Origin of the sequence: Streptomyces sp. NPDC005574, from assembly GCF_040605435.1 — a bacterium.
Taxonomy (GTDB): Bacteria; Actinomycetota; Actinomycetes; order Streptomycetales; family Streptomycetaceae; genus Streptomyces.
Window position 1 is genome coordinate 21,582 of sequence record NZ_JBEXCW010000073.1, and the last position, 21,291, is coordinate 42,872.

17 protein-coding genes and 2 pseudogenes are annotated in these 21,291 nt (G+C 72.0%); 11 read left to right on the top strand and 8 right to left on the bottom strand.

What is annotated here, in order from left to right; all coding sequences use genetic code 11:
• Window positions 1-3 precede the first annotated feature (3 nt).
• Entirely contained in the window at window positions 4-2,658 is a 2,655-nt protein-coding gene (locus tag ABZT03_RS32365; protein WP_356046029.1) for an RICIN domain-containing protein, read from the bottom strand.
• 145 nt (window positions 2,659-2,803) lie between these two features.
• Window positions 2,804-2,993: pseudogene (locus ABZT03_RS32370) on the bottom strand (transposase); the annotation flags it as partial.
• A gap of 30 nt (window positions 2,994-3,023) precedes the next feature.
• Here ABZT03_RS32370 and ABZT03_RS32375 point away from each other — a divergent pair.
• The gene (locus ABZT03_RS32375) at window positions 3,024-3,251 is read left to right on the top strand and encodes a hypothetical protein (RefSeq protein ID WP_356046031.1); all 228 of its coding nucleotides are present in this window, start codon (window positions 3,024-3,026) and stop codon (window positions 3,249-3,251) included.
• Window positions 3,252-4,059: 808 nt separating this feature from the next.
• On the opposite strand, the gene ABZT03_RS32380 is transcribed toward ABZT03_RS32375, so the two are convergent.
• The 3 genes from ABZT03_RS32380 to ABZT03_RS32390 form a co-directional block, all read right to left on the bottom strand.
• Window positions 4,060-4,659 (bottom strand): calcium-binding protein, encoded by a 600-nt coding sequence (locus ABZT03_RS32380; RefSeq protein ID WP_356046033.1) that lies wholly within the window; start codon window positions 4,657-4,659, stop codon window positions 4,060-4,062.
• Window positions 4,660-4,741: 82 nt separating this feature from the next.
• Window positions 4,742-5,410 carry a hypothetical protein gene (locus ABZT03_RS32385; protein WP_356046034.1) on the bottom strand — a complete coding sequence of 223 codons (669 nt, stop codon included), beginning with the start codon at window positions 5,408-5,410 and terminating at the stop codon, window positions 4,742-4,744.
• Window positions 5,411-5,496: 86 nt separating this feature from the next.
• On the bottom strand, window positions 5,497-6,201 hold the full coding sequence (locus ABZT03_RS32390; RefSeq protein ID WP_356046036.1) for a DUF4232 domain-containing protein: 705 nt from the start codon (window positions 6,199-6,201) through the stop codon (window positions 5,497-5,499).
• A 186-nt stretch (window positions 6,202-6,387) separates the two neighbouring features.
• On the opposite strand from ABZT03_RS32390, the gene ABZT03_RS32395 reads away from it, so the two are divergent.
• Window positions 6,388-7,788: a helix-turn-helix transcriptional regulator gene (locus ABZT03_RS32395; RefSeq protein WP_356046038.1), complete on the top strand. Its 1,401-nt coding sequence runs from the start codon at window positions 6,388-6,390 to the stop codon at window positions 7,786-7,788.
• Between the two features lie 330 nt (window positions 7,789-8,118).
• On the opposite strand, the gene ABZT03_RS32400 is transcribed toward ABZT03_RS32395, so the two are convergent.
• Both ABZT03_RS32400 and ABZT03_RS32405 read right to left on the bottom strand, forming a co-directional pair.
• Window positions 8,119-10,500: a PQQ-binding-like beta-propeller repeat protein gene (locus ABZT03_RS32400; RefSeq protein ID WP_356046040.1), complete on the bottom strand. Its 2,382-nt coding sequence runs from the start codon at window positions 10,498-10,500 to the stop codon at window positions 8,119-8,121.
• A 248-nt stretch (window positions 10,501-10,748) separates the two neighbouring features.
• Window positions 10,749-11,780, bottom strand: a complete 1,032-nt coding sequence (locus ABZT03_RS32405) for a medium chain dehydrogenase/reductase family protein (protein ID WP_356046042.1) — start codon at window positions 11,778-11,780, stop codon at window positions 10,749-10,751.
• Window positions 11,781-11,948: 168 nt separating this feature from the next.
• On the opposite strand from ABZT03_RS32405, the gene ABZT03_RS32410 reads away from it, so the two are divergent.
• On the top strand, window positions 11,949-12,608 hold the full coding sequence (locus ABZT03_RS32410; protein ID WP_356046044.1) for a TetR/AcrR family transcriptional regulator: 660 nt from the start codon (window positions 11,949-11,951) through the stop codon (window positions 12,606-12,608).
• A 30-nt stretch (window positions 12,609-12,638) separates the two neighbouring features.
• Here the strand turns inward: ABZT03_RS32410 and ABZT03_RS32415 are convergent, their stop codons facing one another.
• On the bottom strand, window positions 12,639-15,137 hold the full coding sequence (locus ABZT03_RS32415) for a SpoIIE family protein phosphatase (protein ID WP_356046046.1): 2,499 nt from the start codon (window positions 15,135-15,137) through the stop codon (window positions 12,639-12,641).
• Between the two features lie 562 nt (window positions 15,138-15,699).
• On the opposite strand from ABZT03_RS32415, the gene ABZT03_RS32420 reads away from it, so the two are divergent.
• The 8 genes and pseudogenes from ABZT03_RS32420 to ABZT03_RS32455 form a co-directional block, all read left to right on the top strand.
• The gene (locus ABZT03_RS32420; RefSeq protein WP_045556499.1) at window positions 15,700-15,903 is read left to right on the top strand and encodes a cold-shock protein; all 204 of its coding nucleotides are present in this window, start codon (window positions 15,700-15,702) and stop codon (window positions 15,901-15,903) included.
• A 291-nt stretch (window positions 15,904-16,194) separates the two neighbouring features.
• On the top strand, window positions 16,195-17,802 hold the full coding sequence (locus tag ABZT03_RS32425) for a DEAD/DEAH box helicase (protein ID WP_356046048.1): 1,608 nt from the start codon (window positions 16,195-16,197) through the stop codon (window positions 17,800-17,802).
• A gap of 89 nt (window positions 17,803-17,891) precedes the next feature.
• The gene (locus ABZT03_RS32430; protein WP_356046049.1) at window positions 17,892-18,227 is read left to right on the top strand and encodes a hypothetical protein; all 336 of its coding nucleotides are present in this window, start codon (window positions 17,892-17,894) and stop codon (window positions 18,225-18,227) included.
• 6 nt (window positions 18,228-18,233) lie between these two features.
• A complete protein-coding gene (locus ABZT03_RS32435) occupies window positions 18,234-18,551 on the top strand; it encodes an SCO5918 family protein (protein WP_356046050.1) in 318 nt (105 codons plus the stop codon).
• Window positions 18,552-18,749: 198 nt separating this feature from the next.
• The gene (locus ABZT03_RS32440) at window positions 18,750-19,118 is read left to right on the top strand and encodes a MerR family transcriptional regulator (protein ID WP_356046052.1); all 369 of its coding nucleotides are present in this window, start codon (window positions 18,750-18,752) and stop codon (window positions 19,116-19,118) included.
• 799 nt (window positions 19,119-19,917) lie between these two features.
• Window positions 19,918-20,244, top strand: a complete 327-nt coding sequence (locus tag ABZT03_RS32445; RefSeq protein WP_356046053.1) for a MerR family transcriptional regulator — start codon at window positions 19,918-19,920, stop codon at window positions 20,242-20,244.
• A gap of 307 nt (window positions 20,245-20,551) precedes the next feature.
• A complete protein-coding gene (locus ABZT03_RS32450; protein WP_033176054.1) occupies window positions 20,552-20,755 on the top strand; it encodes a cold-shock protein in 204 nt (67 codons plus the stop codon).
• A 322-nt stretch (window positions 20,756-21,077) separates the two neighbouring features.
• Window positions 21,078-21,291, top strand: a pseudogene (locus tag ABZT03_RS32455) (ATP-dependent helicase); the annotation flags it as partial.

Sequence of the window (21,291 nt, forward strand, 5' to 3'; positions counted from 1 at the left end):
GGGTCAGGACGGGTCGCCGTACTGCAGACCGCGTCCGTTGGTGCCGATGTAGACGCGCCCGAAGGTGTCGGGGTCGCCGGTGATGACGCCGAGGCTTCCGATGGCGCCCCACTGGTGGGCGTCGTCGTTGATGCGGAGCCAGGTGGCGCCCTTGTCGGTGGAGCGGAAGACTCCGGTGACGTCCTTGACGGTGCCGATCAGGTACAGGGCCTGGTAGTCGGCGCCCGGTGCGGCCTTGCCGAAGCCGAGGGCGGAGGCGGACTTCACCGTGCTGAGTGTGGTGAAGGTGCGGCCGCCGTCGGTGGAGTGCAGCAGCCCCCTGTCACCGGCGGCGACCCACAGGTCGCCGTTGATGCCGGGGACGGCGGTGAGCCGGCCGGAGGGGAGGTCGGTGGCGCGGGGGGTGAAGGTCGCGCCGCCGTCGGTGCTGGCGTTGAGTGTGCCGTTGGTCAGTGCGTAGAAGGTGCCGGCCGAGGAGCGGTCGGCGACGACGACGGCGTCGGTGCCCAGGCCGCTGACCTTCGACCAGTGCGCTCCCTTGTCGGTCGAGCGGTAAGGGGCCTGACCTGATTCGGCCCAGACGATGGTGGAGCCGTCCGCCGAGAGGGCGACATGGCCGCTGTTCGCGCTGGGGACGGGTTCGGCCGTGAAGCCGTTCCAGGTGCTGCCGCCGTCGGTGGAGTAGGCGCCGTCCTGCGCGCCGCCGGTGCCGACACGGACCATCACCGAGGGGTTGGACTGGGCGAAGTCGATGTCGGTGCTGCTGCTCATCAGCGGGTTCTTCATCCGTCCGCCGGGCACCTCGGTCAGGGAGTCGTGGCGGAAGCCGCCCTGGTCGCCCATGGAGGTGATGACGGTGGCGCCGCCTGGCGGGGCGATCGCGTCCGCCAGCGAGGTCTCCTCCAGCCCGCGGGCCCCGGAGGCGGCCCAGTGGCTGGTGCCACCGCTGTCGGAGGCGCCCGCGTCCTTGCTGCGCCAGATGCCGTTGCCGGTGCCGTACAGCACGTGCCCGGAGTTGAAGGGGTCGATGGCCAGCGCGGTCATCCAGTGCCCGGTGTGGGTGCCGACGTACGGAGCGCCGGAGGCATCGCGCTGCGAGGCGTCGGCCAGCGCCTTCCAGGTCGTGCCGCCGTCGGTGGTGCGGTAGATCTCGTCCTCGGGCCACCAGCGGTCGAGGGTGGTGACCATCACCGTGGAGGGCTTCTGCGGGTCGACGGCCAGACCGGAGAACCCGTAACTGCCCTGCGAGGGAGAGATGTTCTTCCACGCGCCGTTGGTCACGGTGTACTTCCACACCGAGCCCGCCGTCGCGTCCATGGGGCCGATGCTGTTGCTGTAGGACAGGTACAGCGACCCGTCACCGGAGACCACACCGTGCTGCGGCATCTGGCCGGTGGGCTGCCCGGAAACGGCCTGCCAGCTGCTGCCGCCGTCGGTCGAACGGTACAAAGGCGTGGACTTGTCGTTGACGCCGACGTACACCGTGTTGCTGCCGGCCGGGCCGTACGTCACGAAGGAGATGCCCGCGCCGCTGCCCGCCCCGTCCTTGACGGGGAACGACGAGACCTGACGCCACGTCACCCCATAGTCGGTGCTGCGCCACAGGCCGTTCTTGCGGGTGCCCAGCAGCAGGGTGCCGTGGTCCGCGGGGTCGATCACGAGCCGCTCGCCCGCCCCCCGGCCGGGTTCGTTGCCACCCACCTTGAACGGCAGATCGGTGCGCTGGAAGGTACGGCCCCGGTCGGTCGAGCGCAGGATCGCGCCGTTGCCCGCCCACTCGTTGGTGTAGGTGCCCGTCGCGAGGTAGAGCCGGCTGGGGTCGACGGAGTCGGTGGCCAGCGAGTCGATGCCCAGCAGGTTCCAGTCCTTCTCACCGAGCCAGTCGGTCAGCGGGATCCACTGCTCCGCCCCGGTGTCCCAGCGGTAGGCGCCGCCCATGTCGGTGCGCGCGTACAGCAGGCCCTTCTCCTTCTGGTTGAACACCAGACCGGTGACGTAACCGCCGCCCGCCACCTGGGCGTTCTTCCACGCATACGGTCCGGACGCAGGCTTGGCGTCCGCGCTGCCGGCTCCACCCGCCAAGGGGTCGGCCATCTTCACCAGCTTCCACTGCTGGTTGGTGCTTCCCAGGCCGGGAAACTGGATGACTGCCGCCCCGTTGGCCGAGGAGCCTCCGGAAACGTCCAGGACCTGGCCGCTCCTGCGGGAGGTGAAGGTGACGGCGTCGGAACCGCTCACCTCCTCGACCTTCCATTCCTGGGCGGTGGAGGAGCTGTCGGTCTGCTGCTCGGCGGCAGCTCCCTTGACGGTCGAATCGCCCGTTATCCCCAGCACCTTGCCGCTGTTGCGGTTCACCAGCTCGTAGTAGCCGTCCCCAGCGGACTTCAGCTCCCACTGCTGGTTGGCGGTGTGCTGGTCGGTCCACTGCTGCATCCGGGTGCCGTCGGCGGTGGAGAAGCCGTTGACGTCCAGCACCTTGCCGCTGCGCACGGAAACCAGCTCGTAGTAGGCATTGCCGTCCACCGTCGCGGCCTGCGACTCCTCCTGCACGAACAAGAGATACGGCACGACGGCGAGGGGCGCGCCGAGCAGCACAGCGGTGACAGTCCAGCGACGGCGGTGACGCCCGCGGCGCCCGCCGTGCGTGGGGTTGTTCATGGGGAGGTGCTCTCCTTGCATACCGTTCACGGAGGAAAAGCGGATCGCGGCCACCAGGACTGGCCGGATCCGACTCCTTGTGGTCACAGGCACCGCAAAGGTTGCCGCGAGCCGGAAAAATTTCACTGTCTGACGCTGTCGGGGATGCTTCGGCGGGACAGGGCATGTGCTGGCGGAGGCTCCGAAACGTCCGGCGGACCCGGGCTGGGAGAGCCTGCCGGGGACGGCCGGCTCTCCCACGAGTGGTGCAGGTCCTTGGCCAGGGGAGGGCGGGCTAGTCGGAGCTGTCTGCGGGCGGCGGTGATCAGCCAGGCCCACCGGTCGACCGCTTCCGGCCATCGCTGACAGTGACGCATGACGATTACGTGAGGCAGTTGATCGCGCGGCCGAAGGACGGCACCATCCCGCAGGCAGAAGCGGTGAAGGAGATCGCCCGGACCATCTCCGAGGGCTGGGCCGGTCGGGACCCGTACCGGCTGCTGTACGCGGCGGCCCGCGCGGGCGGTCCGGCGTACGAGTCATGGCTGCGGTCTCTGGCGCGGGGGAAGTTCTGCGCGACGCGTTCGACGCCGAGCTGCTTCACGCACTGCTGAGGCCTGCCGAGGAAGGCCGCAGTGAGTACGACGACGATCTCGTGCAGCGTCTCGCGGTGGAGGCGATCGCCAGAGCACTGAGGGCCAGCCAGGCCGAGTCGATGGGGCCGCCCGAGGCCGCCACGCGTGCGGAGTGGGCACAGGGCCTGCTGAGGGCCGTGCGTGATCGACTGCATGAGGCGGGTAGGGAAGACCGGTGTGCTTCTGCAACGAGGCGTTCCGGCTGTCGGCCGCTTCCATGAGCTGGGCGGGATCGGGTCCGGAATGGCGCTCTCGCGCACCTTCGGACCGAGGGCGTGCCCATAGCGTGCCCTCAGGACCGGTCAACCGCGGTGAACAGCGGTGCGAGGCTGTGCTCCCGGGCGCCGCGCGAGGGCACATACATCCAGGTCAGAAGCTATCTGACCGTCCAAGCGCCGTCGCTTCCCAAGCTGAGAGTGCGAGTTCGATTCTCGTCACCCGCTCCCACGGAGAAGGCCCAGGTCAGTGACCCGGGCCTTTTTGCTGTCCGGCCTCGCCGTCGTGTCCATGAGGGCGACACCGAGGCGGGTGGACAGGGTGCGCCCGCTAGTGCCGTGACCGGAAAGGTTCACCGGCTCGCGACGCCCGGCACGGCACCTCGCCGCGTTGTCGCATCACCCGAGTACATCCAGTACGCGCGCGATGCTCCGCCTTGCGATGCACCGCACCGGACGCCGCGAGCTTCCGGCAAACCTTTCCGGTCACGGCACTAGGGAAGCCCTCGGGCCTGCCTGCGGCCTGCCGGGCCCTGCGCCGCCTCAAGGCGAGGGCAGGGCCCGGCAGGGGGTCAGTGGACGTCGACGAAGTCGCCCGGGGAGGTGGCGGCCGCGGTGGTGGACGTGGCGGTGAAGGCGTACCGCCAGTAGCCGTCCGCCGATGCCTTCACCGTGGTCTTCAGGCTCCCCACACTGTTGGTGGAGATCGCCTTCACGGTCGCGTACGCGGACGCCGTCTTCTTGCGGAACTGGAGCTTCACCTTCTGTCCGGCGTAACCGTGATAGCCGCCGAGCGTCTCCCAGTCCGCGCGGGAGAGCTTGCCCGTGATGGTGAGCGTCCTGCCCTTGGTGACCGGCTCGGGAGTCGCGTTGGCCGTCACCGTCGCGTCGCGCACCACGGACGGTGACGCGGCGGCGTGCAGATCGACGTGCCCCGTGCCGTCCGCGGACTCGGCCCAGACGGCGACCTTCCAGGCGCCGGCGAAGGAGTTGCGGCCGAGCACCCAGCGCGGCTGGATGTAGGCGAAGTCCGCCTCGCAGGTGGACGTGGTCGCGTTCACCTTGGTGCAGGTCGCCGGCCAGGTGCCGTAGAGGACGGCGTCGGGGGTGGCGTACTTGCGGGTCGGCGGTACCTGTACCGATCCGGTCGTCGGTGGGGGGTCGGCGGGCATCAACTGCGGCTGGTGACCCGCGCCTTGCGCGCCGGGCCGGCCGGTGTGGGGCCGGCCTCGGCGCGGGCTCGGGATCGTCGGCTCACTGGTCGTCCACGCGGCCGTTCAGGTGGAAGAGCAGCCATTCCAGCCGCTCGGCCGGGACGTCGAGAGAGGCGGCCCAGGTGTGCATGGAGCTGACGTAGGTGGCGTAGCGGGTGGGCCAGTGGCGGGTGCCGGCCACCTCGTAGCTGGACCACCCGAGGGCGTTCAGCGAGCGGAAGACGCGGTCGTCGAGGATCAACGCCCGTTCACAGGTGGGGTCCCGGTCGTCCACGGCCGCGAACCACTTGGTGAAGAAGGACCGCCCCACGCCCTTGAGGACGAACTGCCGGTAGGCCCTGCTCAGGTCACCCTCCCGGACCGACTCGCGGGTGGTCCGCAGGACGGTGGGCATGCGCGCGTCGCTCAGAGCCGCCTGCGTGTGGCGCGGCCCTCGTCCGTTCGTGGTGCCACAGCCCCACAGCATGACGGCCACGTACAGGTCGCGCAGGTCGTCGGGGTCGTCGCCCAGGTGGTCGCGGAGACGGGCCAGGTCGTCCCGGCTGATGAGGCGGTCGCCGCTCGGCCCCGTCGTGCAACCGACGCCCACGTCCAGTACGTGCGCCGCTCCGTGCGGCTCCAGCCATGAGCGCCAGGTCGCCGGACGGAAGCGCACGGGCTGCTGCTCGCAGTCGCCGTAGCGGACGACGAGCTTCTGAAGTCGCTCCATCGGGCTCCCCCCTGGCCGGGACGGCGGCGTGCCGTGAGCCACAGCGTAGGGGAGACCTCCCCGGACGACATGCCCGTCCCTCCGCGTCACCAGCTGATCGCGTCGTCCATCGACTGCTGCCAGTAGGTGACCTTGAGGGAGTCGTCGACGTAGACGCCCTTCGCGGGGAGCGGCGGGTGGGCGCTCGCGCCGGTGCTCTCGTTGCCGGAGCGGCCGTGGAAGAAGACCGTCAGGGACTTCGCGGTGTAGCCGTTCGCGCCGCTGCCGTCGGCGGACGACAGGTTCACGGCAGCGTAGCCGGACTCGCCCGGCTTCAGCGTGACGACCGCCTGCGGCTGCGAGTCCTCGATGACCGGCGGTACGGCCTGTGCCTCGCCGAAGCGGACCGCCGGGTAGCCGTACAGGAAGCAGGTTTTGCTGCCGGTGTTGGTCACGGTGAGGAGCAGGTGGTTGACGGGGCGGGTCAGCGGGGCCGCGACCGTCCTGGTGACGGACCCCTCACAGGTGACCGGCTTGGCGGTGGAGGCGGGCGCGTTCGCGGCGGGGGTGCGGGTGGCCGGAACCCTGGTGGCGGCCGGCCTCTTGGTGGCGGAGGCGGGCTCGGCGTCCGGGGCGGACTTCGAGGCACCGGCCGACGGGGCTCCCGAGGACGAGTTCGCCGTCGCGGTCGCCGAGGCACCCTCGTCGTGGACGCCTGTCCCCTTGTCGCAGGCCGTCAGCGAGAGCGCGGCGAGGACGACGGTCGCGGCGGCGCCGGCGAGACGGGTGCGGGAGGTGCGGAGGTCGGACATCAGGCTGTGCCCCTTCGGTGTTCGGGTGGGGGTGGTGATTGGATGACCGGAGCTTGTGAGGTGATCCGTCCCAACCGCCACGTCTGGCGGGCAGTTCGGGACGCTGGAACACGGAAACGTGCTCTGACCAGGAAGAACGCGGGGGCCCTGGAACGGGCGGCCGGGACGCGGGGGATGGGAAAAAGGGTGTCAGGGGCAACGGGGTCCGGGGGGACGGAGGCGTTCGCGGGGCTGCTGCGGGAACTCAAGGACCGCTCAGGGCTCAGCTACGGGACGCTCGCGAAGCGGCTGCACATGAGCACGTCGACGCTGCACCGCTACTGCAACGGCACGGCGCTGCCGGTGGACTACGCACCGGTGGAGCGCCTCGCCAGGGTCTGCCGGGCGACCCCGGAGGAGCTGGTGGAACTGCACCGGCGCTGGATCCTCGCGGACGCGGCACGGGGAAGCAGGGCGGATCAGGGAGCGGCGACCGTGCCGGGGCGGGGAGTTGGACCGAAGGGCTCGACCGGTTCCGCCGGATCAGGTGGCCCAACCGGTCCCGCCGGATCAGGCAACCAGAGCGAGGGTGAGGGTGATAGTGACGGCGACAACGGTCCCGACCGCGACCGCCCGCACGACGAACCCGTCCTCGCGCCCTCCCCCGGTCCCCGGCGACCACGCGACCCCCGCCGCCGCCGTACCGTGCTGGTCTCCGCCGTCGCGGTGGCCGCCGTACTGGGTGCGTTGGTGCTCACCGTGCGTCCGACGTTCGGCGGCGGTGACCACGCGGGTGACCGGCGGGCCGGCGACACTCCCGCCACGGCGGACACAGGAAGGCCCTCCGCCACCCCGGCCCCCGGCGCGAAGCGGCACAGGCCGTCGCCGTCGCCGTCGTCCTCCGCCTCCCGGTCCGGGCAGGCGGGGTCCGAGGCGGCCCGGTCCGGCGCTTCGAAGGGCGCGGGCGCGCAGCAGGGCGGGACCCGGCCCACGGGCGGCGCCACCGACGGCGTCCCGCTGACCGTCGGCACGCGTCCCTACGTCTACGACAGCCCGTGCAGCCAGCACTTCCTCGTCGACAGCGAGCCCGAGCAGGTCGGACCGCCCGCGAACGAGCAGGACGCCCCGCGCTGGGCCGCCGCCTACGGGGCGGTGTCCTCGGGTGAACAGCGGATCGCCCTGACCGTACAGGGCACCGGTGAGGACACCGTCGTCCTGGAGGCGTTGCACGTCCGCGTCCTCGCCAGGAACGCGCCGCTCGCCTGGAACGACTACTCGATGGGCGTCGGCTGCGGCGGCGGCGTCGCCACCAGGTCGTTCGACATCGGCCTCGACGCGGGCAGCCCCGCGATCACCGTCGAGAACGGGCAACGAGCCTTCCCGTACAAGGTCAGCGAGTCGGACCCGGAGGTCTTCTACGTCACCGCCCGCACCGGGGCGCACGACGTCCGCTGGGACCTCACCCTGGACTGGTCCAGCGGCGACCGCCGTGGCACCGTCCACGTCGACGACCACGGCACGCCGTTCCGCACCAGCGCCGACGTGGACCGCCCGGGGTACGACTACCCCCTGGGCGGCGGCGAGTGGATCGAGCGGACGGGCGGATAGCGAACGGGGCCCGGACGGCACGGAGTCGGGAGGTGCGGGCTGTGAGCAGGAGGCGGTACGTCGCCCGGGGTGTTCCGGGTGGGTACCGGGTCTGGGACAACAGGGCGTGCCGATGGTGGGGCGACCTCTACGAGTTGTGCCCCGACGGCCTCCTGACCGAGCTCAACGGCCGGGCGGACCCCGCACTCCTGTCGTCACCGTTTCGGCGGGTGTCAATTCGGCCCCGTTCCCCGCGCGTTGGAGAGCGACCGGCGCCGGGGGGAACGCGGCAGCGTCGTGAGCGGCCGGCAGGGATACCGGTCGATCGTCCGGGGGACGGCGGCCGCGCTCTCAGGTCACCGGCAGGCTGTACGTGCGGTCGAAGTGCTGGGCGATCAGGTGGCCGGTGGCGTCGCAGGCGAGCTGCCAGGCGTTGACGCCTGTCTCCTGGCCGTCGGTGAAGTTCCACAGGAGGCGGCCGTGGGCGGCGTCGATCGCGTAGAAGCCGTTCCTGTTCTCGAAGGCGGGGACGTGGACGGCGTGCGGGCCGGTGGCGATCGGGTTGTCCACGTCGAGGCGGGGCGTCGGGCAGAACCAGCGCCGGGAGCCGGTCGCGGCGTCGAAGGCGCACACACCGTAGGGGTCCGTGCCGGTGACGTACACCGTGTCGCCGGCGACGCCGAGGGAGGCGAACTGGCCGTGTTCGGCCTTCTCCCGCCAGCGGAGTTCGCCGGTGACGAGGTCCAGCGCGATGAGTTCGCGGCCGATGGCGAACACGGTCCGGCCCAGTACGGCCAGCCCCGGCCGCAGGTCGTAGCCGACGGGGTACTTCCACCGCACGGAGCTGTCGGCGGTGTCGCGGACGGTCACGTTGCGCAGGCCGTCGGCGTACACGAAGGTGCCGGGGAGGATGACCGGCCGCAGCGTGATGCCGACGTCCTCGGCGCTGATGGGGACGACGACGGTACGGCGGGCCCGGAGATCGGTGCCGAAGACCGTCTCCGTGGACGTGGCGACCCCCTGCTCGTCGGACTGGGGCTGGAGCCGGAGGCCGAGGATGGAGACCGCGCGGTCGGCGTAGCTGCCGAGCAGGGTGTCGAACCGGAAGTCCGGCCCGAAGTCGAGCGTGAACCGCTCGGTGCCGTCGGCCGGATCGACACCGATCACCGTGGCGCCCGAGCCGAGCGCGACGGCGGCGCCGTAGACCAGCAGGGCGGGCGTCGGGGACTGGCTGATGCCCCGGTAGACCCATTTGGGCCGGGTGCCGTCCGCGAGGTCCAGACAGACCAGGTTGCCGGGGCGGGTCTTCACCAGCGCCGTCCCGTCGGTGAACACGGCCGGCGCCTGGAGCAGCGGGTCGCCGCGGTAGGTCCAGGCCGGCTTCGGAGCCGGGCCGAGCGGTGTCCCGGTCCGGCCACCGGCCCCGCCGTTCCCCCTCCGGGTGAGCAGCACCGCCCCGCCGCCGACGACCGCGGCCGTCCCCAGCGACGCGGCGAGCACCGCGCGCCGCGAGACGGCCGGCAGACCTGACGCGCCGGACCCGCCCCACCACGCGGGTGCGCGGTGCTGCCGGGGTGGACCCGCCGGTCGTGCCCCCGCCGCCGTCGCGGAGGCCACCGGGTCCTGGGCCGCCCCGCCGGCCGCGACCGGGACCGGCACCGAGGACTCCGGGGCGGAGACCGTCGACACGGCCGGGCCCCGGGCAGCGGGGACTTCGGCAGCGGCGCGGTCCGCCGGGGAGACGGCGGGGGCGGTCGGTCGTACGGCCGGCATGGGCCCCGCGGCGGACGGTCGTACGGCGGGAAACGGGCCGGTGGCGGCGGGCGGCGAAGGGCGTGGCGGGAAGTCACGGTCCCTCACGGCCGCCGTGCGACGGGCGATCGACGCGGTCACCGCAGCCGGCAGCCAGCCGTCACCGAGCGCCTGCTCGACGCCCGCGGGCGCGCAGGCGGCGGACAGCCGGTCGGCGGTGATCCGCAGGTGCGGGTCCCTGGCGAGACAGAGGCCGATGATCTTGTCCAGCGGCTCGGGGACCTCCGTGAGGTCCGGCGTGCCGTGCACCACCTGGTAGAGGAGGGCGGCCACCGAGGCGCCGCTGAAAGGCGGTTGACCGGTCGCGGCGAACGCGAGGACCGAACCGAGAGAGAAGACGTCCCCCTCCGGCCCCATCTGGTCGCCGGTCGCGTGCTCGGGGCACATGTACTCGAAGGAGCCGAAGAGCGTCCCGGACCGGGTGAGTTCGTAGCCGTCGCTCGCCCGGACGATGCCGAAGTCGATGACCCGCGGGCCGTCCGCGGCGAGCAGCACGTTCGACGGCTTGAGGTCGCGGTGCACCAGTCCCGCCGCGTGTACGGCCATCAGCGCCTCGGCGACACCGGCGCCCAGCGCGAGCACCGACTCCACCGGCAGCGGCCCGTGTCCGGCGACCGCCTCGGCCAGCGTCGGGCCGGGTATGTAGGCGGTGGCCAGCCAGGGCGTGGTGTCGTCCGGATCGGCGTCCACCACGGGAGCCGTGTACCGGCTGCTGACCACGCTCGCGGCCTCCACCTCACGGCGGAAGCGGATGTGGAACTTCCGGTCCCCGGTCATCTCGGGCCGGATCGCCTTGACCGCGACGACGCTCCCCCGCGCCGACAGGGCCAGGTAGACGCGCCCCATTCCGCCCGCGCCGAGCCGCGCCACCAGTCGGTAGGGACCTAGCTGCTCAGGATCGTCCGGGCCCAGTGGTTCCATGACCTCAGCTGCCTGTTCTCGGGGACGACGGGTGTGCGTGGGCCCGCCGGGGCCAGGGGCGGCCGGTTGCGCGGGCGACTCCCGGCGAGTGCGGGAGCGGGGCAGGAACACCCTGTCGGGGTCTGAGAGCACAGTAGAGGCTGAAGTGGTCGACGGGCGGCACTTCCTGTCACCTGTTCGCACTTCCCGGAACCTGAGCGATCCTCTACTTCCCCACCGCATAGAGCGAGTTGACGTTACGTCAGGTCTTACGGCGTGAGCACGATCTTGCCGGCCACCGTGCCGGACTCCGCCAGCCGCAGCGCGTCGCCGGCGCGGTCGAGCGGCAGCCGGGCGGCGATCTGCGGGGTGACGTCACCGCGCTGCAGGGCGGCGAAGACCTGGGAGAGGTCGGCGCGCAGCCGGGCCCGGAAACCGTTCTTGGCCAGGGCGCGTCCGGCCCACACGTTGAAGAAGTAGGCGCGGCGCCGGTTGGGCAGCGCGTTCCACAGCCACACCCGGCCGAGCAGCTTGAACACGGGCCACTGCTTGGAGCCGTCGTCGTCCCGGGTGGAGGCGCTGCCGTAGGAGACGAGGGTGCCGCCGGGGGCGAGCAGACGCCAGGAGTCGGTCAGGCCGCGCCCGCCGACATGGTCGAAGACGGCGTCCACCCCGCCGGGGGCGAGCGCGCGGACCCGCGCGGCGAGGTCCCCCGCGCGGTAGTCGACGGGGGTGACTCCCCGCTCGCGCAGGGCGTCGTGGTGGCGGGCGGACGCGGTGCCGATGACCTTCGCGCCAGCGGCCCGCGCCAGCTGGACCAGGACCGAGCCGACCCCGCCGTTGGCGCCGTGCACGAGGACGGTCTGCCCGGCGCGGACCCGGGCCTTGCGGTGCAGCATCTGCCAGGCGGTGATGCCGTTGAGGACCAGCGTCTCCGCCTCCGCCGCGCCGACCCCGGCGGGGACGGCCACCACGTCCGCCGCGTCGACCAGCACATGGCTGGCCCAGCCGCCGGTCTTGACCAGCGCCGCCACCCGGGTACCGGCCAGGGCGGGTTCGACGCCCGCGCCGGTCGCCAGGACGGTGCCGACCAGGTCGTAGCCGGGCACGAAGGGGAACGCCGGCTGGTCGTAGTAGCGGCCGCGGCGCATCTGCTGCTCGGCGAAGGAGACCCCGGTCGCCTCCATCCGGACCAGGACCTGCCCGGGGCCGGCGACGGGGACCGCGCCGTGCCGGACCTCCAGCCCCTCCGGCTCGACCTTGCCCGGCAGTACGACCTCGACGAGTCCTTCGGTGCTCATGACGACCTCCGTGGGGTGGGTGCGGGAGCCGCAGTCGGTTACTGCCGCTCTCTTCCGTTACAGGTTCTAACGCGTTTCCCTAGCGGGTGTCAATAGCGATCGTGATAGCCTCTAACTAAATTGTGAAGATGTACGACCCAGCCGCACCGCGGTGGAAGGTGGCAGACCATGCCGGAGACGGGCACGACGACCCCGCGCGAGCGCTACCGCGCCCAGGTCCGCACGGAGGTCAAGGAACACGCGTGGGAGCAGATCGCCACCGCCGGGGCGTCCGCGCTGTCCCTCAACGCGATCGCCAAGCAGATGGGCCTCAGCGGACCCGCCCTCTACCGGTACTTCGCCGGCCGGGACGAACTGATCACGGAACTCATCCGGGACGCCTACCGCAGCCTCGCCGACACCTTCGGCGCCGCCGCCGCGTCCGGCACCGACGTGACCGGACTGGCCCACGCCCTGCGCGACTGGGCCCTGGAGGACCCGCACCGGTACTTCCTCATCTACGGCACCCCCGTCCCCGGCTACCACGCGCCCGACGACGTCACCGCGATCGCGTCCGAGATCATGGCGGCCCTGCTCGACGCCTGCGCCGGCCTGCCCGACGACCGGCCAGCGACACCGTTCGACGCACACCTCGCAGAACACCGGCAGTGGGCGGACGACCACCCCGCCCCGTCCGCCACCCTGCACCGGGCCCTGAGCTTCTGGACCCGGCTGCACGGCGTCCTGTCCCTCGAACTCGCCGGCCACTTCAACGGCATGGGCTTCGACCCGGCACAGCTCTTCGCCGCCGAACTCGACGCGCTGACCGGGCCCCCGCAGGCGTCCTGACCGGACGGCCGCGGGACGCGGGGCACGGGGTCAGAACAGGTCGGGGGGTGCGTCGAGGTTCTGTTCCGTCCAGATCGTCTTGCCCTCGGCGGTCGGGCGGGTGCCCCAGCGGCGGGTCAGCTGGGCGACCAGGAGCAGCCCCCGGCCTCCCTCGTCGAAGGTGCGGGCGCGGCGCATGTGGGGTGCCGTGCCGCTGGCGTCGGAGACCTCGCAGATGAGGTTCCGGTCGTGGATCAGCCGCAGCTGGATGGGCGGCCGGGCGTGCCGGATGGCATTGGTGACCAGCTCGCTGACGATCAGTTCGGTGACGAACGCGGCCTCCGTCAGCCCCCACCCCTCCAGCCGGGCGACGGCCTTCTTGCGGGCGGTCGCGACGGCGGCGGGATCGGGGGCGACGTCCCAGGCGGCGACCCGGTCGGCGTCCAGCGCCCGGGTGCGGGCGACGAGCAGGGCGACGTCGTCGGCGGGCCGCCGGGGCAGCGTGGCCGCGAGCACCGCGTCGCACAGCGCGTCCAGCGACGCGGTCGGGCGGGCCAGCGCCCCGCGCAGCCGGGACACGCCCGCGTCGACGTCCCAGTCGCGGGACTCGATCAAACCGTCGGTGTAGAGGGCGAGCAGACTGCCCTCCCGCAGCTCGATCTCCAGCGACTCGAAGGGCAGCCCGCCCAAACCCAGCGGCGGCCCCGTCGGCAGGTCGAGCAGTTCCGCGCTCCCGTCGGGGCTCACCACGAGCGGCAGCGGATGCCCGGCCCGGGCCAGGGCGCAGCGGCGGGACACCGGGTCGTACACGGCGTACAGGCAGGTCGCGCCGACGTCACCGGCGCTCTCCCCGGTCCCGGCCGTCCCCTCGGCTCCCTCCGTCTCGGTGGCCGGCCGGGCCACCAGGTCGTCCAGGTGGGTGAGGAGTTCGGCCGGGGGCAGATCGATGTCGGCGAGGGTGCGGACGGCGGTGCGCAGCCGCCCCATCGTCGCCGACGCGTGGAGGCCGTGCCCGACGACGTCACCGACGACCAGCGCCACCCTGGCCCCGGACAGCGGGATCACGTCGAACCAGTCCCCGCCGACACCGGCGCGGGCACCGGCCGGGAGGTAGCGCGAGGCGACCTCCACCGCCGACTGCTCGGGCAGCCGCTGCGGCAGCAGGCTGCGCTGCAGGGTGACGGCCGTGGCGCGTTCACGGGTGTACCGCCGGGCGTTGTCGACGCAGACCGCCGCCCGGGACGCCAGTTCCTCGGCGAGCACCAGGTCGTCCTGCTGGAACGGGTCGGGGTGCCGGTGGCGGACGAACACGGCGACGCCGAGGGTGGTGCCGCGGGCCGCCAGGGGCACGGCCATCACCGAGTGGAAGCCGAACTCGCGGACCCGGATGGCCCGCAGCGGCCGCTCGGCGAGCCACTGCTGGATCGCGGGCTCGTTCACCTGGTGCAGTACCGCCCGCCCGGACCGCAGGCTGGTGACCAGCGGGGAGCCGTCCGGATAGTCGTCCAGTGCGCCGAGCCCCACGGCCGCCTCGGGAATGCCGGCGAGCACCGACTGGTGGGCCACACGCCGCAACGTCACCGGACCCGCGGCGGAAAGGGCGCCCGCGCTCCCCCCGGACTCCCCGGCCGGCGCGTCGACGGCGTGGGCGGGGCCCTCCTCCTCCAGCGAGGGCAGCAGGTCCACGGTGGCGAAGTCCGCGAACTCCGGCACCGCCACGTCCGCCAGCTCCTGCGCCGTCCGGGCCACGTCCAGGGTGCTGCCGATGCGCTTGCCGACCTCGGCGATCAACTGGAGGCGCTTACGGGCCCAGAACTGCTCGGTGATGTCGTGCGCAGTGAGACAGACACCCCGCAGGCGGCCGTCGCCGTCCCGCAGCGGTGCCTGGACGACCGACCAGGCGTGCTCGCGGTTCTCGCCGGACGCCCGCAGATAGTTCTCGCGGTAGTGCGGCTCGCCGGTCTCCAGCACCCGCAGCATGTCCCGTTCGGCCAGCTCACCGGCCTCGCTGTCGACGATCTCCCCGACCCGCAGCCCCAGCATCTCGCGCTCGGTGAGGGCCACGGACAGCTCCATCGCCTCGTTGGCCCGCCGCAGCCGCAGCCCGGTGTCGTACAGCGCCTGCGCGCAGCTCGGGGACTGCCGGAAGCTCACGGCCACCAGCGTGTCGTCGGCCGGCAGCGGCTCCTGTCCGGTCAGCGGGGACAGCAGCAGCCATGCGCCGCTTCCTCCCGCGGCCGGCATCCGGTGGTGGGCCAGCACGAAGACCTCGACCCGGTGGCCGTCCCGGTGCCGGAGTGCGAGCCGGCCGTGCCACCTCGGCAGCCGGGCGAGGGACGGCAGGTCCCCCGCGGCGGGCACCTCGGCCAGCAGCACCGCCGCGGGACCGCCCACGACCTGCGCGGACGTGTGTCCGAGCAGTTCCCGGGCGCCCTCGTTCCAGCCGGTCACGGTGCCGTCCTCGGTCACGGTGACCCGCGCGGTGAGCGCCTCACCGACGACGTCCTGGACGCGGCTCGCTCCCTGGTCGCCGGCGGGACGCTGCTGCATCGTCACTCATCTCGCTCTCGTCGGGTTCTCCGTCGCGTCGAGGCCCTCGCCACCAGGGCGCGTACCGCCGCCCCACCCCCGGAACGCGGCCTGAGACATCGCGTTCATCCCGATTTCACAGTATTCCGAGTTCCATGACATCTCGCACCGAATGCCGGGAACAGGCGGCCCCCCGCCCGCGGGCGCGCGGTGTGGTCTTCCTCTCGGTGCGGGGTTCCGGTGCGGGCGCCAAAGATCCGTCCGCCGACAGCGGGCCCACGGAGCCGGAAGCCATCCGTGGGGGTCACAGCGCCGCGGCCGTGAACGGGACGCGCAACACTGCGGCCGGAGCGCGGAAATATCTGTGGTGGGGAAGTGAGAATTAAGCGCGCCCCGCGAGGAATATTCCTCGTTCGACCGGCCGAGCGGAATTATTTTCCGAGAGCCTCCCGATCACGCCATGCTAGTGTCGGTGTCAGTTGCAGTTGTGGTCTTGCCTGAAGGTTTTCCGACGGGGTGATCATCACGGCGACCGGAGTGCGCACACGGCGAACTCCGAGCACCGTCCCGAAGGAGAATTGATATGGCAGCCGGCACCGTGAAGTGGTTCAACGCCGAAAAGGGCTTCGGCTTCATCGAGCAGGACGGCGGCGGCCCCGACGTCTTCGCCCACTACTCCAACATCGCCGCCCAGGGCTTCCGTGAGCTGCTGGAAGGCCAGAAGGTCACGTTCGACATCGCGCAGGGCCAGAAGGGCCCGACGGCCGAGAACATCGTTCCGGCCTGACGTCGAAGCACACCTCGCAGCTGGGGCCCGCACCTTGGGGTGCGGGCCCCAGCTCACTGTGTTCGAGGCCCGGCCCACTGCCGCTCGAACACCTCGCGCATCAATGCGCGCATTGTATTTCCCGCCGGTTCCGAATTCACATTCCGTGAATACCGTGAACCGGTGCGGTCCGGGTGAGCGATCCGCCCCGGACCCGTATGCCTGGCTCGTTCTCGCGATTCCCACTGCCGCTTCCATGCCACGGGAATTCCTTGATACGTGCCATACGCGCCCTGTCAAGGAAGGTCTCGCATGAACCGCGTCCGCACGAACGAACGCTTCCCCCGCACCCGCACCGGAGGCTCCTCCTCCGGCAGGAGCGGCTCCGGCTACGGCTCGAGCTACGGCTCCGGCTCGTCCTCCGGCTCCGGCTCCACCCGTAGCGGTGGCCGGTTCGGCGGTGGCTCCGGCCGCTCCGGCGGCGGCCCGCGCCGCTCCGGCGGTTACGGCGGCCGGCAGACCCTGCAGGGCGAGTTCGCGCTGCCGGAGACGGTGACGCCGGGGCTGCCCGCCGCCGAGGCGTTCGCCGACCTCGACATGCCCTCGCAGCTGCTGGCCGCGCTCGGCCACGAGGGTGTGACCGTGCCGTTCCCGATCCAGGCGGCGACGCTGCCGAACTCGCTGGCCGGCCGGGACGTCCTGGGCCGTGGCCGCACCGGCTCCGGCAAGACCCTCGCCTTCGGCCTCGCGCTGCTGGCCCGTACCGCCGGCCGGCGCGCCGAGGCCCGGCAGCCGCTCGCCCTCGTCCTGGTACCGACCCGTGAGCTCGCCCAGCAGGTCACCGACGCGCTCACCCCGTACGCCCGCTCCGTGCGGCTGCGGCTCGCGACCGTGGTCGGCGGCATGTCGATCGGGAAGCAGGCCGGTGCGCTGCGCACCGGCGCCGAGGTCGTCGTCGCCACGCCGGGACGGCTGAAGGACCTCATCGACCGGGGCGACTGCCGCCTGGACCAGGTCGACATCACCGTCCTCGACGAGGCCGACCAGATGGCCGACATGGGCTTCATGCCGCAGGTCACCGCCCTGCTCGACCAGGTGCGCCCGGGCGGTCAGCGGATGCTGTTCTCCGCCACCCTCGACCGCAACGTCGACCTGCTGGTCCGCCGCTACCTCACCGACCCGGTCGTCCACTCCGTCGACCCGTCCGCCGGCGCCGTCACCACGATGGAGCACCACGTCCTCCAGGTGCACGACACGGACAAGCACCGCACCACCACCGAGATCGCGGCGCGCGAGGGCCGCGTGATCATGTTCCTGGACACCAAGCACGCCGTCGACCGGCTGACCAAGGACCTGCTGAACAGCGGCGTCCGGGCCGCCGCCCTGCACGGCGGCAAGTCCCAGCCGCAGCGCACCCGCACCCTGGCGCAGTTCAAGACCGGGCACGTCACCGTGCTCGTGGCCACGAACGTCGCGGCCCGCGGCATCCACGTCGACAACCTCGACCTCGTCGTCAACGTCGACCCGCCCACCGACCACAAGGACTACCTGCACCGCGGCGGCCGTACGGCCCGCGCGGGCGAGTCCGGCAGCGTGGTCACCCTCGTCACCCCGGGGCAGCGTCGCGGCATGAGCCGGCTGATGGCCACGGCCGGCATCACCCCGCAGGTCACTCCCGTCCGTTCGGGCGAGGCGGAACTGAACCGCATCACCGGCTCCCAGACCCCGTCCGGCATCCCGGTCGTCATCACCTCCCCGGCCCCGGCCCGCCGCAGCCCGTCCGCGTCGTCCGCCTCGCGGTCCTCGTCGTCCCGCGGCCGTCGTGGCGGTCGCGGCGGCCAGGGCGGCGCGTCCGCCGGCACGGGCGCCCCCTCGCGCAGCAGGGCGCCGCGCCGGCCGGCCGTCGACCCGGCGGCCTGACAATCCCCGCGTCCGGCAGCTCACCCATCCCGGCAGGAGGCACCTTGACACCGGTTCGTACACACCGCGCGGCACCCGCTCACCTGACCGTGAGCGACGACCTGGGCAGGCGCGGCCCGCGGGTCAGTGACGACATGACCGTCGAGGTCGCCGAGTTCGTCATGACGAGCGCCCGGGTCGAGCACCTGGTCCTGTGCGACGCCGACGACCAGTCCACCGGCTCGGTCAGCCGGGCCCAGCTCACCCTGGCCCGCGGCAGCTCCACGTACACGGACCGGGTCCGCCTGCGGGACATCCTCGGCGGATCATCCGCCTCCCTCGGTGTCCGGACCGCCGCCGTCGGCGAGAATGGCATCGCCCCGGGCGTTCACACCGTCCCCGCCGATCCACTCGCCCGGCCGGCACCGTTCCCCTTCTCCCTGTGAGGCAACATGCGCTGTGTCATCGCCCGGTACCCGTTCGACCTGACCAAGGACGGAGTGCTGGCCTCGATGAAGGGCATCACGCCCGAGCCCGTCACGGGCGAGTCCGTGACCATCGGCCGCCGCCGCTACCCCGTCAAGCAGGTGGGTGAGGTCATCACCCGTCAGGACCGCCGTGACTTCTCCAGCGGCGAGGTCACCCGGGCCATGGTCCGGCTGGGCTTCACCTGCCACGAACACCCCGAGGCCACCCCGGCCGCGAGCCCTCTGACTCCGTTCGAGAACGCGTCGCAGCTGCTCGGCAGCACCACCACCGCGGACGTGTGAGAACGCCCCGCACCGCTCACCGCACACCGTGAAGGCCCCGGCGACCCGCGTCGCCGGGGCCTTCGCCATGTCCCACGGCGACGCATACCGCACCACCGGCCCGACGGCGCGATCGGCCGATGGTGTTGAATTCAGCCGGGGCCCTGGTGCCGTACGGCATCGGGGCTTCTCGACGAGCGCGTCGCACAACGAGGTGACATGACAGCAGACAGCCCGCTCAACGGTCGGCTGGACGACGACGACTACCCCGCGTACACGATGGGCCGGGCCGCCGAGATGCTCGGCACCACCCCCGGCTTCCTCCGGGCCATCGGCGAGGCCCGTCTGATCACACCGCTGCGCTCGGAGGGCGGCCACCGCCGGTACTCCCGCTACCAGTTGCGGATCGCCGCCCGCGCCCGCGAACTCGTGGACCAGGGCACCCCGACCGAGGCCGCCTGCCGCATCGTCATCCTCGAGGACCAGCTCCAGGAAGCCCAGCGCATCAACGCGGAGTACCGCCGCGCGGCGCACGAGGCGGGAAGCGGCGCGGGTTCCGGCACGGGGCCGGGGGCCGGCTCGGGCTGAGGCCGTACGCGCGGCGTCGATCGTCGTCGGGTCGAGCGCATCGTGGCCGGCGATGACCGCGTCCGCGGTGACGGGTCGCCCGCCCTACGACCGCACCCTCGCGCACCCGCACCCGCACCCTCACCCTCCGCGAAAGCCGGCCCGCGCCGTGACGGTACGGCCGGCGTCCTCGGCCCGCGGACCGGCGCCGTCGAGTCCGCTCCCGGGCCGGCTCGTCCACGCCTCCCTCACCACCGGCCCGGCGGACGAGGTCGCGACACTCCCGGCCTACGCGGCGACGGCTCGGGCGCCCTTGCCCGGGGCCCGACTCGACCGGTCAACTCCCCCCGCACACAGGGTTCGTGGCGGTCGTCACCCTGCGCCGAGGGTTCCTTCGCCCACAGACACCAAAAATCTGTCGCGGCAACAGTAGACATTGCGGAGTCGAGGGTCGTAGAGTTTCTCCCGTAACCGAGATATCGAGTGAGCGAGGCAGACACGTAACTGCCTCGCGGCAGGCCCAGCAGTACCGGCCCCTGAAGGCCGCGAGCAGTACGACAGCTTGTCCGAGGCAACGTAAGGAGCGAACGCCATCAGGATCGCCCGGGCAGGGCACGACCGGCCCGGGTGCCGCAGGCCCCAGAATGGAAGGTGGTCCCCGGTCAAGCATTCACGATCCCCGCACCCCCGCCTCTTCCGGGCGTCCGTGCGGAACCGCAGAGCCGGCGCGACAAACAGCCGGTAGATGGTGTTGAACCCCTCGGGGCCCGGGTGCCGAACGCACCCGGGCCCCTCGATGCGTCTCTGAAACGAAGGTGCTATGCCCGCTGACTCCACCGCCGTGGACAGCCTCGACGACGACGACTACCCCGCTTACACCATGGGGCGAGCCGCCGCCATCCTCGGCACGACCCCCGCGTTCCTGCGTGCCATCGGCGAAGCCAAACTCATCACCCCGCTGCGCTCGGAGGGCGGCCACCGCCGCTACTCCCGGTACCAGCTGCGCATCGCGGCGCGCGCCCGCGAGCTCGTCGACCAGGGCACCCCGGTCGAGGCCGCCTGCCGCATCATCATCCTGGAGGACCAGCTCGAGGAAGCGCTGCGCCTGAACGAGCAGATGCGTCGGACGAAGGACAGCCGTCACTGACCGCCCGCCGATCTTGTGTGGCGCGCGGAGCCGGATATCTGCTCCCGCTGCTGCAGAAATACGGACGGAGGACACGCGGAATTGCGCAGGGGCCACCGGCCCCTTGAGCCCCGCGCCCCGGCGTGTGATAGCGTAATAACAGTTGCAGTTTTGGTTACCAGAGACTTTGAGTGCTCTTCCGACCTTCCGTCGACGAGCACTCTTTTCGTTTCCCGGAGCTTTAAAAGCTTCGGGCGGGGTACATCGCCACTGCGACTCCGGGTCTGCAAGGTGCGGACTCCGGGTACAGCCCCAAGGGAGATTCAATATGGCATCTGGCACCGTGAAGTGGTTCAACGCGGAAAAGGGCTTCGGCTTCATCGAGCAGGACGGCGGCGGCGCTGACGTGTTCGCCCACTACTCGAACATCGCCGCCTCCGGCTTCCGCGAGCTTCAGGAGGGCCAGAAGGTGAACTTCGACGTCACGCAGGGCCAGAAGGGCCCGCAGGCCGAGAACATCGTTCCCGCCTGACGCTGACGCGTACTACGTGGCTGGGGCCCGCACTCTTGGGTGCGGGCCCCAGCGCATTGCCTTTTCCGCCTCCCGCCGAACGAGACCCACGGGTCCCGGCGGGGTTTCGCGGACGTAACGAAAAACCGCCCGGCACCGGCGCCAGGACACCGCACCGCGTTCTTCGCGGCACGGCGTGCGGCCTTCCCGACCGGGCGCACCGGTCCACGGCCCACGGACCGGCTTCATTTTTTTTACTTCGGCTCAGTCTTGTGAATCCTGATGCGGCTCGTCAGCGCTCGAAGGAATTCCTCGATACGTGCCGCATCGAGGAAGGTTCCCCATGAACCGCGCAGCTCGCACGAACAACAACCCCTCCGCCTCCCGCTCGCGCGCGGACCAGGGCGGGACCGGCTCCTCCCGGCGAGGCCGCTTCCGCGCCCAGCCGGCCGGGCGCCAGGGCGCCTCCGGCTCGTCGAACGGCGGCGGCCGGGGCGGTCGCGGAGGCCGCGGCGCAGGCGCCCCCGGCGGCGAGTTCGCCGTGCCGGTGACCCTCA